Source organism: Algoriphagus antarcticus (genome assembly GCF_002150685.1).
GTDB lineage: Bacteria > Bacteroidota > Bacteroidia > Cytophagales > Cyclobacteriaceae > Algoriphagus > Algoriphagus antarcticus.
Map to the genome: position 1 here is coordinate 1 of NZ_MSSW01000106.1, position 16,230 is coordinate 16,230.

General features: G+C 40.6%; 13 protein-coding genes. 10 read left to right on the top strand and 3 right to left on the bottom strand.

Features of this window, described 5'->3' with window-relative positions:
• Window positions 1–230: 230 nt before the first annotated feature.
• The 5 genes from BVH04_RS24215 (at window position 231) to BVH04_RS24235 (ending at window position 7,194) form a co-directional block, all read left to right on the top strand.
• A complete protein-coding gene (locus tag BVH04_RS24215) occupies window positions 231–908 on the top strand; it encodes a 3-keto-disaccharide hydrolase (RefSeq protein ID WP_086544037.1) in 678 nt (225 codons plus the stop codon).
• Between the two features lie 16 nt (window positions 909–924).
• Window positions 925–2,274: a Gfo/Idh/MocA family protein gene (locus tag BVH04_RS24220; protein WP_086544038.1), complete on the top strand. Its 1,350-nt coding sequence runs from the start codon at window positions 925–927 to the stop codon at window positions 2,272–2,274.
• A 412-nt stretch (window positions 2,275–2,686) separates the two neighbouring features.
• Window positions 2,687–5,089 carry an ABC transporter permease gene (locus tag BVH04_RS24225; RefSeq protein ID WP_086544039.1) on the top strand — a complete coding sequence of 801 codons (2,403 nt, stop codon included), beginning with the start codon at window positions 2,687–2,689 and terminating at the stop codon, window positions 5,087–5,089.
• Between the two features lie 94 nt (window positions 5,090–5,183).
• Window positions 5,184–5,867 (top strand): ABC transporter ATP-binding protein, encoded by a 684-nt coding sequence (locus BVH04_RS24230; RefSeq protein WP_086544040.1) that lies wholly within the window; start codon window positions 5,184–5,186, stop codon window positions 5,865–5,867.
• A complete protein-coding gene (locus tag BVH04_RS24235; RefSeq protein ID WP_086544048.1) occupies window positions 5,845–7,194 on the top strand; it encodes a TolC family protein in 1,350 nt (449 codons plus the stop codon). The genes BVH04_RS24230 and BVH04_RS24235 overlap by 23 nt, the downstream gene beginning before the upstream one ends.
• 471 nt (window positions 7,195–7,665) lie before the next feature.
• Here the strand turns inward: BVH04_RS24235 and BVH04_RS24240 are convergent, their stop codons facing one another.
• Together BVH04_RS24240 and BVH04_RS24245 are read right to left on the bottom strand one after the other, a co-directional pair.
• Window positions 7,666–8,514: an OmpA/MotB family protein gene (locus tag BVH04_RS24240; RefSeq protein WP_086544041.1), complete on the bottom strand. Its 849-nt coding sequence runs from the start codon at window positions 8,512–8,514 to the stop codon at window positions 7,666–7,668.
• A gap of 217 nt (window positions 8,515–8,731) precedes the next feature.
• Window positions 8,732–9,316, bottom strand: a complete 585-nt coding sequence (locus BVH04_RS24245) for a DUF4136 domain-containing protein (RefSeq protein WP_086544042.1) — start codon at window positions 9,314–9,316, stop codon at window positions 8,732–8,734.
• Between the two features lie 220 nt (window positions 9,317–9,536).
• Here BVH04_RS24245 and BVH04_RS24250 point away from each other — a divergent pair, with 220 nt between their 5' ends.
• From BVH04_RS24250 to BVH04_RS24260, 3 genes are all read left to right on the top strand, one after another.
• Window positions 9,537–10,121: a uracil-DNA glycosylase family protein gene (locus BVH04_RS24250; RefSeq protein WP_086544043.1), complete on the top strand. Its 585-nt coding sequence runs from the start codon at window positions 9,537–9,539 to the stop codon at window positions 10,119–10,121.
• Window positions 10,122–10,235: 114 nt separating this feature from the next.
• On the top strand, window positions 10,236–11,390 hold the full coding sequence (locus BVH04_RS24255) for a hypothetical protein (protein WP_116116568.1): 1,155 nt from the start codon (window positions 10,236–10,238) through the stop codon (window positions 11,388–11,390).
• A gap of 78 nt (window positions 11,391–11,468) precedes the next feature.
• A complete protein-coding gene (locus tag BVH04_RS24260) occupies window positions 11,469–12,620 on the top strand; it encodes a hypothetical protein (protein ID WP_086544044.1) in 1,152 nt (383 codons plus the stop codon).
• A 10-nt stretch (window positions 12,621–12,630) separates the two neighbouring features.
• Here BVH04_RS24260 and BVH04_RS24265 read toward each other — a convergent pair whose 3' ends face one another.
• Window positions 12,631–13,548 (bottom strand): NAD-dependent epimerase/dehydratase family protein, encoded by a 918-nt coding sequence (locus tag BVH04_RS24265; protein WP_086544045.1) that lies wholly within the window; start codon window positions 13,546–13,548, stop codon window positions 12,631–12,633.
• An 89-nt stretch (window positions 13,549–13,637) separates the two neighbouring features.
• Here BVH04_RS24265 and BVH04_RS24270 point away from each other — a divergent pair, with 89 nt between their 5' ends.
• Both BVH04_RS24270 and BVH04_RS24275 read left to right on the top strand, forming a co-directional pair.
• Window positions 13,638–15,281, top strand: coding sequence for an FAD-dependent oxidoreductase (locus tag BVH04_RS24270; RefSeq protein ID WP_086544046.1), 1,644 nt, complete (start codon window positions 13,638–13,640; stop codon window positions 15,279–15,281).
• A gap of 351 nt (window positions 15,282–15,632) precedes the next feature.
• Entirely contained in the window at window positions 15,633–15,830 is a 198-nt protein-coding gene (locus tag BVH04_RS24275) for a hypothetical protein (protein ID WP_086544047.1), read from the top strand.
• Window positions 15,831–16,230: the final 400 nt, after the last annotated feature.

Consider the following 16,230-nt stretch of genomic DNA (forward strand, 5'->3'; position numbering starts at 1 on the left):
TATCTAGACCAATGCCTATTCTACCTTCAGAAGGCATATTGTTCTCGTTGCCCGAGCTTACTTGATACTTTGTTCGCTCTCTATCTTCATCTTTCTCAAAAAAATAAAGAAATTGCCCTAGAAGTAAATAAAATTTTTAATTAAGTTTTTTCTCCCAAAATTCGCCTGAAACGTTAAATTGCATTTCAGTTTCCTATTTGACCCTTTACTCCTAACAAATAAACTCCCATATGTCCAAACTCAATATTTTAACTTTTCCAGCGGTTTTAATCTGTGCCGTCCTTTTTGCGGCCTGCAGTAGTCAAAAGAGTAGTTCTGATGCTGGATTCACTGAACTTTTCAACGGCGAAAACCTAGATGGGTGGGTGGGCAATAAGTCGTCCTACAGAGCTGAAGAAGGCATGATTGTCATAGATCCAAAAGGAACTGGTGGAGGAAATCTTTATACTGAAAAAGAGTACGGAAATTTTATTCTTCGCTTTGAGTTTCAATTGACTCCAGGTGCCAATAATGGTTTGGGAATTCATGCTCCATTGGAAGGAGATGCAGCTTATGTAGGTAAGGAACTTCAGATTTTAGATAACACTGCAGACAAGTATTCCGAACTTCAAGAGTACCAATTTCATGGTTCTGTGTATGGTGTCCTGCCAGCTAAACGCGGATTTTTGAATCCTGTAGGCGAATGGAATACCGAGGAAGTAATTGTGAATCATCCACATATTAAAATTATTTTGAATGGAGAGACCATTTTAGATGGGGACTATTTAGAAGCAAGCAAAAACGGTACATTAGATCACAAAGATCATCCAGGATTGCAAAGAAGTTCTGGACATATCGGCTTCTTAGGCCATGGTGATGTAGTCCGTTTTAAAAATATAAGTATCAAGGAATTAACAGCAACCAAGTAATAACTTCAATAAGAAAATGAGTAGGAAAATAACAAGTATTGATCGTAGAGACTTTGTCAAGAAAAGTGGTTTAGGGATTTTAGGTGCTGCTTTGGCGCCTTCTCTTTTGGCTAGGCTAAATGCCGGCGAGCGACTTAGAACGGCTCATATTGGCCTTGGCGGTATGGGGATGGCAGATTTGGACGCTATCTCATCTCATGAGTTAGTGGATGTAGTGGCACTTTGTGATGTGGACAGTATTAATCTGGCGAAAGCCAAAGTGCTGCATCCAAATGCAAAAACCTATGAGGATTATAGAGAATTGCTCAAGGATATGGCGGATGATATTGATGCTGTGATAGTCTCTACTCCGGATCATACGCATGCTCCAGCATCCATGATGGCTATGGAAATGAACAAACCTGTTTATTGCCAAAAGCCTTTGACGCATCACGTAAGTGAGGCTAGAGCGATGAATAAGCTAGCTACGGAGAAGAATCTGGTGACTCAAATGGGTATTCAAGTTCACTCTTTCTATGATTACAAATTAGCGACACTTCTTATTCAGTCTGGAATCATAGGTAAAGTACATACAGTGAGAGCTTGGTCTCCTAAAAACTGGGGTTATGATGGCCCAGGTCCATCAGGAAGTGATCCTGTGCCTGCAGAACTTAACTGGAACCTGTGGCAGGGAACTGCTTCAGAGCGTCCATACAAGGAGGGTTATTATCATCCGGGAAACTGGAGAATGATCATGGATTACGGTTGTGGTACCCTTGGAGATATGGGAGTGCATATTTTTGATACACCGTATAATGCGCTTGAGTTAGATGTACCTGAGACCATCCTTAACGAATGTCGTCTGCCTACTGGTTTCGGATTCCCTGAGCACAATATCGTTACTTATGATTTTCCCGGCACCAAGCACACAGCGGAAAAGCTAAAGTGGGTATGGTATGATGGAGGTGGAGCACCTTCACGTCACCAGGATTTATTTCTTCCAAACGGAGAAGTTTTACCAGATCAAGGTGCAATGTTTATGGGAGAAAAAGGAAGATTGTTGTTGCCACATTTCCAGCAGTTGCCTCGAAAAATCGTCGATGGTGAATATGTGGAAATGGATATTGAATCGTTAAATTTGGGTAAGCCAGTGAAGGATTATGATGCTGAAAGTAAGAAGCATTACCACCAGTTTGTGGATGCTTGTCTTGGCAAAGGTGAAACTACTGCGCCATTCTCGTATGCTGCGAGATTGACCGAGACGATCTTACTTGGTGTGATCGCAGGTAGATTCCCTAATCAGACACTTCATTGGAATAGCAAGAAAGCCAAGTTTGATGAGAAGGAAGCGAACCAATTCTTAGACGGAAATTATCGTAAATTCTAGTAGTAAGTAATTAGTATCAAGACTTAAGTAGGAAGATTTAAGGAAGGAGATTGAAGAGTGGAGAATATAGATTCGAGATTTTTCTCTGAATTGAGAATTGATCATTGAGTTTGAAACTTGATCATTGAACATTGTCTTTGTTCGCTGGCGAACAAAAATGTTCGAGAAAGTAAACCTTACAAAAGTATAAAAATGCCTCTGGAGTTTATTCAGAGGCATTTTTTTATGGCATAAAAGTGGAAAAGAGTAGAAGTAGTATTCAGTCGCATTCTCAGTAGGCAAGTGAATTCAGCCATACAGTTAAAAGCGAATAGAATTTAAAATTTAGAATGAAAAATTGGAAATGATTATTCCTCCAATTTTTGAATCCTTCCTGGCGAACAAGTAATTCCAATATTTCAAACATTACCTCATGTGGAAAAACTATCTTAAAATATCCCTACGTAATTTGCGGAAACGCAAGCTCTACACTGCCATCAACCTTTTGGGGTTGACGATCGCTTTGGTAAGTTTTATTGCCATTTCTCTTTACATTCATCATGAATGGAGCTATGACCGGATGATTACTGATTCCGACCGCATCTACAAAATCAATCAGGAATTCATTTCAGCTGGTGAAAGCCAATTGGTTGGAAGTTCTCCGGCCTTGCTTCCGGTAACTTTGCGGGAAGACTTTACTGAAGTTGAAAAAGCTACGCTGGTTTTCGATTTGAGTATTTTTTCATCAGTCATGGTCGATGCAGGCCAGGGCAATCAGGAAGAATCGAAGTTTGCTTACGTGGATGAATACTTCTACGATGTGTTTGATTTTGAAATGATTGCTGGCAACAGAGAAACTGTTCTTTCGGAGCCAAACCAAATTGTATTAACGGAATCAACTGCCAACAGACTATTTGGATCAGATGCAAGTGCAACAGGGAAATCGCTAAAAGTCGATGGGAAAGATTTCCTCGTGACTGGGGTAATGCGAGATTTCCCGAGTACCAGCCATATGGAGTTTGATTTCTTAGCTTCTTTCAAGACGCACCGAGATAGCCGCGAACCGCAATGGTCGCCAAGTAATTATTACAACTATGTAAAAATGAAGCCCGGTGCAGATATGACTCAGTTTAAGTCAAATATGGACCAAATGGTGGATAAGTATCTTGGAAGTGACATGGACGAGTATGGCTTTGAGACCGCATTTTTTACGCAGCCGCTTACCTCGATTCACTTGGGAGATCCAACTCTTAACCCAATCAAACCAGGAACGGAGATCAAGTACCTGTATATATTTGGAGTCGTTGCTATTCTATTGATTGCCATCGGCATGATCAATTATGTAAATCTGGCTACTGCTGAAGCTACCGAGCGAAATAAAGAAGTTGGCTTGCGCAAAGTAATGGGAGCGGGAAGAATGCAGCTTTTCGGGCAGTTCGTATCCGAATCCATGTTACTTTCTTTTGGGGCGATTTTATTAAGCATTCTACTCTTATACCTGATCGCCATTCCATTTGAGAATTTCGGTGGCGTCCCTTTGAATTTGGATCTATTATTTTCCCCTATTGGAATGGTCGGGCTACTGGGACTAGCTTTGATAGTTGGATTATTGGCGGGTTTTTATCCTTCCATGATTTTATCCCAAATGCAACCTTTAAAAGCGCTTGGAAATAAGTTGAAAATCGGAAGTGGAGCTTGGGTTCGCAAATCCCTTGTTGTGTTTCAGTTCTTTGTGTCCATGGGTTTATTAATTGCAACTTTTGTAGTCAAAAATCAGCTTGATTTCATGCAAGAAGTCAACTTGGGCTATGAGAAAGAACAAGTAGTCGCTTTGAATTATCATCACAACATGCGGGAGGCTATTCCCACGCTTCGGGACGAGATGGTTCGGTCAGGTGCGGCGAGTTCAATTTCGAGAGCAGCAGATATGCCTCACAATGTGAAAGCGGGGTATAAGATTTTCCCGGGTGGAGATAATACCCGCGAGTTTATGATTACCGGCTATGCTGCCGACCCTGAATTGATTAAAACCATCAATTTGGAGCTTGTGGAAGGAGAAAATTATTCAGAATCAGACCCGTTACGAAGTAGTTTGGAAGATGAAAATTCTCTAATGCCTATTTTGTTAAATGAATCTGGGATTGCTGAAATGGGTTGGACGGCAAAGGTGGCAATAGGAAAACGGGTCAACATGGGATTTACCAATAATGCGGTGGTAAAAGGAGTCATCAAAGACTTTTACTTCAATTCCCTTCACCAAAAAGTGGGGCCGATGGTGATCTTCAATGATCCTAATGAGGCTAATATCTTGCTGATCAAACTGAGTGCTGGAAACCCTACTGCTAATTTGGCTACAATTGGCGAAGTATGGACGAAACTGGTTCCAGACCGCCCGTTCAATCCAAAATTTCTTGATCAGGAGTATGCAAGTCTCTATCAATCTGAGCAAAATGTAAGCTTGATATTTAGCTTATTTTCAGGAATTGCAGTCTTTATTGCCTGCATGGGATTATTTGGATTGGTGTCTTATGTGGCGCTACGAAGAACCCGGGAGATCAGTATCCGGAAAGTTCTTGGAGCTTCACAAGGTGATGTGCTCCAAGTTTTGTCCATGGATTTCTTAAAGTTACTGGGCGTTTCGGCTGTTTTAGCGATTGGATTTGGCGTTTGGTTTTCAGATTCCTGGTTGGGAGCCTTCGCAAATCGAGCAGCGCTGACCATCTGGCCATTTGTGATTGCTATTTTGGCTGTCATGGTTTTAGCTATGCTAACTATCGGTTATAGAAGTTGGAAGGTGTTCAGGCTGAATCCTGCCAAGACGCTAAAGAGTGAATAGAATTTAAAATTTAGAATGAAAAATTAGGAATGGTTAATCTTTCAACTTTTCAACCCGCCATAGCGAATAAGTAATTAAAATAATTCAATATAAAATGATACAATTAAAAGAATTAGACAAATACATCGAATCACGGTTTCAGCGTGTGTTTATTCTTAAAGGAATAGATCTTACAATTAACGAAGGGGAATTTATCACACTCATGGGGCCAAGTGGTGCTGGGAAATCCACGCTGCTGAATATCCTTGGTTTGCTGGACGAGGAATATGAAGGAGAGTACCTATTTGGTGACAGAAGCATCAAATCAATGAAAGACCGTGAACGTTCCGCATTACATAAAAGTGAGTTCGGATACATCTTTCAAGCTTATCATTTGATTGATGAATTGACGGTGTATGAAAATATAGAAACCCCGCTTTTGTACAGAAATGTTTCTTCCAATGAGCGTAAAAGCATCATTGCCAACCTACTTGATAGATTCAGTATGGTGGCTAAAAAGGATCTTTTCCCAGCACAATTATCAGGAGGTCAGCAGCAGCTTGTGGGTATAGCTAGGGCTGTGGCTGGAAGACCTCGTGTGCTTTTGGCCGATGAACCTACAGGGAATCTGCATTCTGGACAGGCTAAGGAAATAATGGAGGTCTTTCAGGAGTTGCATCGCGACGGAACTACAATCATTCAGGCTACTCATTCAAGAGAAAATGCAGATTACGGCACAAGATTAATCGATATGCTGGATGGTAAAATTGAAAAAGATGAAGCGATTATTCATGTATAAAAAATATGTAATCCTACTTATTGCAGTGCTGATTGCCGGTAAAATTCAGGCTCAGGATACGGTGAAAATTAACTTTCGTCAGGCTGTGGATCTAGCTCTTTCAACAAATGTCGATTACCAAATCCAGTCGAATAATTTGGAAGTTCTAAAGCTGCAAAAGCAGTCTGCATTTCTTTCCCACTTGCCTAATGCAAATATCAATAGCTCATTTTCCCAACAAACTGGCCAGCAGTTTCAGCAAATAGAAGGTGAAATAGTGGTGACAAATGTGACAAACGAGGTAGTCAACGCTGGGCTAAGTATGAACATGCCTATTTTCAATTCTGGCAGAAGAATTTTAGATACGCAATCTTCCAAATTAGCTTATGAAGCAGGAGAGAAGGGCTTGGATAGAGCATCTCAGCAAGTGATGTTTGATGTGTCTAGACGTTACCTTCAGGTGCTTTTGGATGAGGAGCTGGTACGTATTTCAAAAGAGAACCTTGAAAATCAGAAAGAGCAATTGAGGCAAATAGAAGGATTTTTAGATGCAGGTCTGCGAACTATTTCGGACAAATACAATCAGCAATCTGAAGTAGCAAGACTGGAATCTGTATTGGTGGATGCAGAATTGCAATTTCAGAATGATTTGTGGGATTTGTCAGAGTATTTGCAATTGGAGGCAGGTGTGATGCCAGTTTTGGAATCTGTTGACCCTAGATCGGATGAGTTGAGGTTTGAGGGGATGAGCATGACGGAATTGTATGAAATGGCTCAAGCGAATAGAGCGGATGGTAAGCAGCAGGAGCTTTTGCAGACTTCATTCAAGAAGGATATGCAAGCGATCAAAGCGATGTATTACCCGCGAATAGGGGCATTTTACAATTACAATACCTTCTTCACTTCATTGGATGATCGAAACCTACAGGATCAGCTTTTCGACGTTTATCCGCAGAATACACTGGGACTTAGTCTTTCCATACCGATTTTTAACAATTTTCAAAATAGGCTTGAAGTAGGTAGAAGTAGAGTGGCCTATAAAAATCAGATTTTGCAAAAGGAATCCGTGGATAGAAAAATCTACCAAGATGTGAAACTGGCTCATCTAAACTACATGGCTGCTGTGAAAAAAGAAGGAAATACAGGTATTCAAGTAATGGCGGCGGTAGAGGCACAGAAAGCTATTTCAGAGCGCTTCCGCTTAGGGATTTCCAATTTCGTAGATCTCGCTACAGCAAACCAGCAACTCGTAAACGCACAAGCTGACCAAGCTCAGGCGGTTTACACTTTGTTCTTCCAGGAAGTATTGATGCAGCATGCACTGGGTACACTGGAGGTGTTGGATTGATTTTTATTTAAGTATCAAGATCTTAGACTTAAGATTCTAGATGCAAGAATCAAGATTAATGTCCTACTATTGAAGATACTTTTCGATATATTATACTTACATATTGAATGCAATCAATTTCTAAAAAGTATTGATCTAATTGCCAAACCTTCCTGAATAGTATCTTCATGGAGCTTGATAATTTGTCCCATGGGGACAATTGGTCGGTAGAAAAAGTCCATCGATAGTATTCTCGTTCCATCGGAACGTATGGTGATTAATGCTTTTTCAAAGAAAACAGCAATGAATTGGGGATTTATAAATGAGGATGAAAGAATAAGTCGAGTCCAGCTTCTGGAGAAGCAGGACAACAGCGCGTGCTTCGTGAAAAACTCCGCATCCACTGCGGTAAAAAAAACTTTTAAAAAAAAAGCAGGCTCTGGAGCCTGCCTTTCGGTTGTGGTGGTTAATATTTTTGGTGGTTTTTACGCTTTAAAGCATCGCGAAGAACATATCCAAATCTGGAATCAACACGATTCTTGTTCTTCTGTTGATAGCCATGTTTTCTGGAGTATCATTCTCAACTAGTGGCATATAGCTAGCTCTACCCGCCGCAATCATTTTCTCAGGAGCTACATTGAAGTCCTCTTGAAGTTTTCTTACGATACTTGTCGCTCTTTTCACAGAAAGGTCCCAGTTATCCTGAACTACACCTGTGGAGATTGTTCTAGGATCTGTATGTCCCTCGATCATTACTTGTAGACTTGGTTCTGCGTTGATCAACTCAGCCAGTTTCAATAGCAGTGGATCAGCTTTTGAATTGATTCTGTAGCTACCAGTATTGAAAAGTAGTTTGTCGGATACCGAGATCATCACGACAGTCTGGTCGATGCTGATTTCGATCTCGTTTTCTTGACCTTCCTCACTCGTGGCTGTGATGTTTTTCTTAAGATTATATTCTACGGCTAGATTTACAGAATCTTCCAAAGTCTGTGCTTGTGCTAGTTTTTCAGGATCCACATTCGCTAAGGTTTGCTTCATCTTTTCCTTAGAGTTTTTGGACATTACAGTTGCGCCTTCTAGGCTAAGCATGCCATCGTTTTGCATGGTCAATGCGTCATTGGTATCACGAAGAGAATTAATTCTTGAGTTGAACTCAGCAACTCTATTCTCGATGATTTGCATTTTTTCTTCCAACTCAGCTTTCTCTTGCTCAGTAGTAGCCAGTTCAGTTTGGGTTTTAAAAAGATTACCTTCCAATTCGGTGTATTTCTTTTTCGAAACGCATGAGACCATTATTGTGGCTCCTAAAATTCCGGTAACAATGAGTGATTTTTTCATAGTTGATTCTTTGTATTTCAATCAACTGTTTCAAAGAAATTGCCACAACTGAAAAACCATACTATTTTAGCCTGAAAGTAAACAAAAGCTCCTAATTGAGCCAATTGGATTAGTTTTGGCAAAAAAAAGAAGTCCCAAATTGATTTCGGGACTTCTTCAAAAAACTGGGGAATGACTACACATGTTGATTAACTACTTACTCAGAAATACTCCTTTATCATTCCATTAAGCGATTGATGACCTTGAATTCATTCATGACCCGATAAGCTGCCCGGGTGATGTCCGATTGAAAATTTGGCGAATCAGCGTCGAAGTTGGCAGCAGTGTATCCTTGCCAGATTGTGTTGCCTCTTTTGCTGTCGATCACATAGATCACCAGCATGCCTTGGTTTTGGCTATATCTCACTTGGTTATAGGTCTCATCTTTTTCCTGCTCTTTGTCAAGTTCACCATCTTCTTTCTCAGGTACACCGCCAACTCTCTTTAGCCAGAAGTCAAATTCAGGTTGTACGTACCCTCTGTATCTGATTGAGTCCATGAAGATTTTGTAGCTTACCAATAAATCCGGTTTCGTCTCCTGTTCTCGAAAGCCTTGAGAACCTAGTCTAGCGCCGATAGTAGCACTCAAAACCGGCGTGATCATGGTGGTATCTTTTTCAGATGGAACTACAAAGGCAAATGTCTTGTATTTTTTAAAAGATGCTTGATAATTGTAGTCATAGTCGGTTACATAATCTTTGGAGGAAAAGCAGCTAGTGCAAATCAAAATAAGAAGAGCAAATAGAACGTAAGTATTTTTCATGGCATTTGTGAACGATTGGTGGAAAGATTTTTACTAGATACGAGCTAAGTTGATGAGATGGATTTAACTAAAATTAACATCTTTTTGTTTAAAGTAATAAATTGAAGTTCAGGTGGGTAGCCGTATAATTTACTATTATTTCAGTACAAAAATGAGCCTAATATTATATTCTTTCTTTTTTCCCTTTAAAATGTGTAGGATATGAATAATATGTCGGCTGATGGATAGTTTTCACACCTTAGTTTCCAGAGCACAGGCTTGCACTATCTGCAAAGAATTTTTACCGCTAGGTCCTCGTCCGATATTTTCTATTCATCCTGAAAGTAAAATTCTCATTATCGGTCAAGCTCCGGGTACGAAGGTTCATGCTACAGGAATTCCGTGGAACGATGCGAGCGGCAATGAACTTCGACGCTGGCTTGGAGTAGATCGAGAGCAGTTCTATAATCCCAAAGTATTTGGAATTATGCCTATGGGATTTTGCTATCCGGGAAGGGGAAAAGGCGGAGATATCCCTCCCAGACCCGAATGTGCGCCTACTTGGCATCAGACAATGGAGGATCATATGCCTGAAGTGAAATTAACTTTGCTCATTGGGCAGTATGCTTTAAAATATTATTTGGGAAAAAGCCGAAAGAAAACCCTGACTGAGACGGTAAGGGATTTTGAATCTTATCTGCCTGAATTTCTACCGCTAGTCCATCCTTCACCTCGTAATCTTATGTGGAGGAGGAGAAATCCCTGGTTTGAGGAGGAAGTGGTACCAACACTTCGTGCCCATGTTCATGAATTGATTAGCATGTAGATCAAGTTAAAAAATCTTATTTAGTTGTAGTTTATCAAGGGATTTAGTTTTTTAGATATGATTTTGAAAATGATGTAATTAACTCTTAAATTTTTCACCTCTAAAATTTTTCTCATGACACTCAACTTGACTCAGCTAGCGCTTAGCTCACTGGTTTTTGGCCTTCTATCCTGCGGAGAAAAAACGGAAAGCAGTTTCGCTCCGAAAAGCTTTTCTCTTGAGATCACGGATTCGGTGCAGGTAGATTTCCTAGGTGAAATGATGCTGCTGGATTATGATCCTAAAGCAAATAAGTATTTGCTCGCCACGGAGTTTTATCAGGAATATCTTGAAGCTGATGAAAATGGTAAGATCCTAAATCATAATAAGTTTAGCGAGGATGGAATTGACGCAGTTTCACAACCTTTAGGTCTTGGATATTTCAATGGAGACGTGACTGTATTCAATCCGCCAAAAGGATACTACAGATTTCAGGATTCTACGAAAGTGGGAGAGGTCACAATTCCTTATACTTATCAGGTTTTTATGATGTATCCAAAGCTGGGAGTATTCGAATCCGGCAATAAAATATATTATCCTAAGCCATGGCCGGAAACTCTTGCCATTAACATGGAAGAAGGTGAGTTTTATAAAGAATTGTATAGACTTCCGATTATTGAATCTCAGGATAAAACCACAGGAGATACCTTAGGCGTGCTCAGGTTGCCTGAAACGTCAGTTTTGTTGGGAGATCAGGTTCATGGATTCCCGATACCGGTTTATACCATGGATAAAGATAAGCTGCTGCTAAGCATGTGGTTTGAACCGAGATTCTATGTGTATAATAAGGTGGGAGATCAGTTTGTCTATGAAAAAACAGTGGATGTGGATATTCCTGAATGGGTTTCTTATACGCCAGTTGCATTGGACAAAGCCGAACAGTTTTTCTCAGAAAACCAGAAAAAAAGACCCGGTAACCTGACCAATATTCTGATATCGGGAGATTATTACATCGCTGTTTACAATAAGGGGCTTTCTGAGGAACAAGTCACAGAGCTAGGACCACCTACTGACGGTGGGCTTGCTATGCGGAAAAAGAACCCAAATTATGCTGCGATTTTCGATAAGGACTTCAACCAGTTAGCTTCAAATGTCCCTTTTCCTATTACCAGCAATTATCCAATGGTGGTCAACAACGAAGGTGAACTTGTGGTATCCAAAGTTGCTGATTTGTCAGAAACCGAAGACGATGGAATTGTACTCTTTAAGCTGAAATTGAAAGCTGATTAACAGCTGTCTTTTTTTAAAAAATCAATTTCTTATGCTCACTTTTACCTCATTTATTTTCAATTTATTTCTAATTCACTAATGAAGATTAACCTAACCCAAATCACACCAGTGGTATTAGCCGTTGGTATTTTTTCCTGTGGCGGAAATCCTGAAAAAGCGGATGCGCCAATCAATTTTTCATTGGAAATCACTGATTCTGTACAGATAGACTATCTCGGAGAAATGATGCTATTGGATTATGATCCAACCGCTGATAAATATTTGCTAGCCACGGATGAACCATGGGAATATCTTGAAGTAGACGCTCAGGGTAAAATCCTAAACCACAATAAATTCAGTTCTGATGGTATAGATGTAGTTAACTATCCCGCAAGTCTTGGGTATTTCAATGGAGATGTAGCCGTTTTAAATCATTTAAAGGGCTACTATATGTTTAAGGATTCTTCCAAAGTAGGAGAGATTAGCATCCCTTATCCTTTTCAGATAATGATGAAGAATCCGAAGCTGGGTTTGTTCGAATCAGGAAATAAAATCTTTTATCCTCAACCAATGCCGGGATCACTTTCCATGTCGAATCTAGACGAATTCTTTCGTGGTTTGTATAAACTTCCGATTATTGAATCTCAGGATAAAACCACAGGAGAAACCTTAGGTGCGCTCATACTACCAGAGACTTCCGTGGTGTTAAATGATCAAGTCCATGGATTTCCGATCCCGGTGTATACCATGGATCAGGAAAAGTTGCTATTAGGTCTAGGGATTGAGCCAAGATTCTATGTTTATAAAAAGGAGGGAGATCAATTTTCCTATGAAAAGACGGTAGAGGTAGATATCCCGGATTGGATCGTTTATACGCCAGCTCCAATGGATAATCCTAAACAGTTTCTTACAGATAACCAAAAGAAAAGACCCGGTAGTCTGACCAATATTTTTGTGGTAGGTGACTATTACCTCGCTATATATAACAGGGGAATTTCTGAAGAAGTTGTGGCTCAGCTTGATCCAGCTGCTAGATATGGGTTGGGTGCACTCAAAAAAGACCCGAATTATGCTGCGATTTTTGATAAGGATTTCAATCAGTTAGCTACAAATGTGCCTTTTCCTAGTACCAGTTATTTTCCTACTGTAGTAAATAAGGATGGTAAACTTGTTGTCTCCAAAGTTGCGGGTTTGTCAGAAACGGAAGACGATGGGATTATACTTTACAAGTTGAAATTGGTAGAAAATTGAGCTCAGATTTTTAAATACATCCTTGCAAACCAACTTCAATAGAAGTCGGTTTTAGTCCATAAGTTTTTTCTATTTTCGAGGAATCAAATCGATAATCTGAATCCATTTGGTACCTGAGTTCTACTACTTCCTTCATCACCGGGATGAAAAGTCCAAGGACCCTAACAAGCCAGGAAGGCATCACTTGAAGTTTGAGTTTTGTTCCGAGTTTTTTATTTAAAATCGCATGGATTTCCTGTACAGAGCTATATGCAGGATCAGTTGGTAAGTGCCAGCTTTGATTCCAGGAATCTTCTTGTAGGCCCAAAAAAGCAGTTGCCTTACCAGCGTCAGGTATGTAAGTCCATGAGTGTTTTTTGGTAGAAGAATATAAGCACTGCGCTCCTTTTCCAGCTTTCATTCGATTGATCACGATTTCGTTAAGAACACTGTTGCTGGCATCTGGGCCGTAGAAATCCGCCGCGCGAGCTACCAAAGCTTTTAGCTTTCCAGTAGTAACATCCTTCCAAAGCATATCCAAAATCTGCTTTCTCACTTTACCTTTTCGGCTCTGAGGATTGAGAGGAGTTTCTTCGGTGAGTTTCCCCACTTGCTCAGGATCGTACGCATACATATTATCAAAGAAGACCAGTTTCGCTCCATGCTGAATGCAGGCATCCAAAGTGTTTCTCATGATGATAGGCCAATCCCTTTCCCAGATAGCAGCTTTGTATTGGATTCCTGCCAAAAGATAAACTACTTCAGCCCCTTTTACCGCTTGAGAAACTGCATTTGAATCCAATAAGTCACCAGGATAAAGCTCATCGGTGTCATTCACTTTTGCAGGTTTTCTACTGAATTGGCGTACTGTAATCCCTTTTTGATGAAGTTCTGTTGAAACAACTTTTGCAATGTTGCCATTGGCACCAAGGACGGTATGAAGAGACATGTGAAATGATTTTATGGTTTTCGGATAAAAAGTATAGAATTAACTTCAAATAAGGCTATTTTCAAATGTATTCAGTTAAAACCTTCATTATGAAATTTTTATCAATAATTATTTTATTGCTTGTTTCATTTTCCTCCCAGCAGAAAGATGAAAATATTTACACCGCTGACTTGATTATCTACGGCGGTACTTCGGCTGGTATCATGGCCGCTGTTCAGGCGAAAAAGATGGGGAAATCAGTGATTGTTGTTTCGCCTGATATCCATTTGGGAGGACTTTCTTCTGGGGGATTGGGGTTTACAGATACAGGGAATAAGTCCGTCATTGGAGGGCTGGCAAGAGAATTTTATCATAGAGTTTACCTTCATTATCAGCAGGATTCAGCTTGGAAGTGGCAGAAAAAAGAAGAATACGGCAACAAAGGTCAAGGGACTCCAGCCATGGATGGCGAAAATCGGACGATGTGGATTTTTGAACCGCATGTAGCGGAGCAAGTTTTTGAGGATTTTGCTGAAGAAAATAAGCTGGAAATACATCGGGATGAATGGTTGGATCGAGAAGAAGGAGTGACTAAAGAGAATGGTAAAATCACCCAAATCACAACGCTTTCTGGCAAAACCTATCACGGAAAAATATTTATCGATGCGACTTACGAAGGTGATCTGATGGCAGCTGCAGGAGTGAGCAATCATGTGGGGAGAGAGTCAAATGCGACTTACGATGAAAAGTGGAATGGGGTACAGGTTGGTGTCTATCAACACCGGCATTATTTCCAGAAGAAAATAAGTCCATATTTAATTCCTGACGATTCATCTAGTGCACTTCTCCCAGAGATTTCATCCGAGCCTCCGGGAGAAAATGGAACTGGAGATCACAGAATCCAAGCTTACAATTATCGCATGGCTCTCAGCCGTCATCCTGATAATCGGGTTCCTTTCGCGAAGCCAGAGAACTACGATCCGGCTCGATATGAACTGCTAGCTCGAGTTTATGCAGCTGGCTGGGATCAGACTTTCGAAAAGTATGACCCGATACCAAATCTGAAAACAGACACTAATAATCACGGCCCTTTTTCTACGGATTACATAGGAAAAAATTACACCTATCCCGAAGCGAGCTATGCCGAGCGGAAACAAATCCTGAAAGAACATACTGACTACCAAAAAGGCCTGATGTACTATATGGCAAATGATCAAAAAGTGCCACGAGAAGTCCGCGATGAAATGGCTCAATGGGGATTGGCAAAGGACGAGTTTGCGGATAATGGCAATTGGCCACATCAAATCTATGTGCGGGAAGCGAGAAGAATGATCGGAGAGTATGTGATGACAGAGCATGATGTGCTAGGAGCCAAGGAAGTTCCTGAGCCTGTTGGGATGGGTTCTTATTCGCTGGATTCGCACAATGCGCAGCGGTTTGTGACTGATGAAGGCTTTGCGCAGAATGAAGGTGATATAGGAGTTCATCCCGAGAAACCTTATTCTATTTCGCTTGGCACGCTTTTACCTAAAAAAGAAGAATGTACCAATCTCCTTGTGCCTGTATGCGTATCAAGTTCCCACACAGCTTTTGGCTCGATCAGAATGGAGCCAGTTTTTATGATCCTAGGTCAATCTGCTGCAGCAGCTGCTTCCTTGGCCATTGATCAGGATATTCCAGTTCAGGAGTTGAGCTATGCCGATTTGAAAGTCGTTTTAGATAATGAAGACCAGGTTCTTACGCAGAAAGAGTGATGTTTTTAACCACGGAGGACACGGAGGTTTTCGCAGAGGACACAATTGAGATTTAGTGTATTAATTCTAAACAAAGTGCTTATAGCCACATTATAACCTTATTAATTCTAAGAGTTTGAGCAGGTCAATCTCCATTGGTCAAGTTTCAATAGGTTGATAATTTATTCTAGTTCATTTTTTATCACAATTAGTGCTAAAAGCCCGGTATACCAAAGCCCAGATCGGCAGGGCTGGGTTTGGTGATAATTAATCATCTCAAAGCTCTGAAGGAGCGAAATCGGTAGAATTGGATTTTTAACACATTCACAATATGCGCCTAAGGAAAGCGTCTTTCGGTAGGTTTGGAGTGAAATGAAATCATTAAGAATAAGCAAAATAGTACTTATAGTGCCTTTGGCACTCTTGGGGGAAACTTCGATTTCACTTACCCTGAATTTCGCTTCGCTGTATTCAGGGCTGTTACTTGATGTGCCGTTGGCACAAATGCGTAATAATATTTCCGAGCTCCTTGCCAAAGGCAAGACCTATAAAAGCCAATTTCCGGGTTGAGATTTTGATTTTAGATTGAAAAATAATCAAAATAGTTGATCTCAATAGTACTGATCGTGGCGCCAGCACTCTTGGGGGAAACTTCGATTTCACCTACCCTGAATTTCACTTTGCTGTATTCAGGGCTGTTACCTGATGTGCCGTTGGCACAAATGCTCAATAGTATTTCCGAGCTCCTTGCCAAATGCAAGATCTGTAAAGACCAATTTCCGGGTTGAGACTTTGATTTTAGATTGAAGAATAATCAAATTAGTTGATCTCAATAATACTGATCGTGATGCCAGCACTCTTGGGGTAAACTTCGATTTCACTCACCCTGAATTTCGCTTCGCTGTATTCAGGGCTGTTACTTGATGTGCCGTTGGCACAAATGCTCAATAGTATTTCCGAGCTCCTTGCG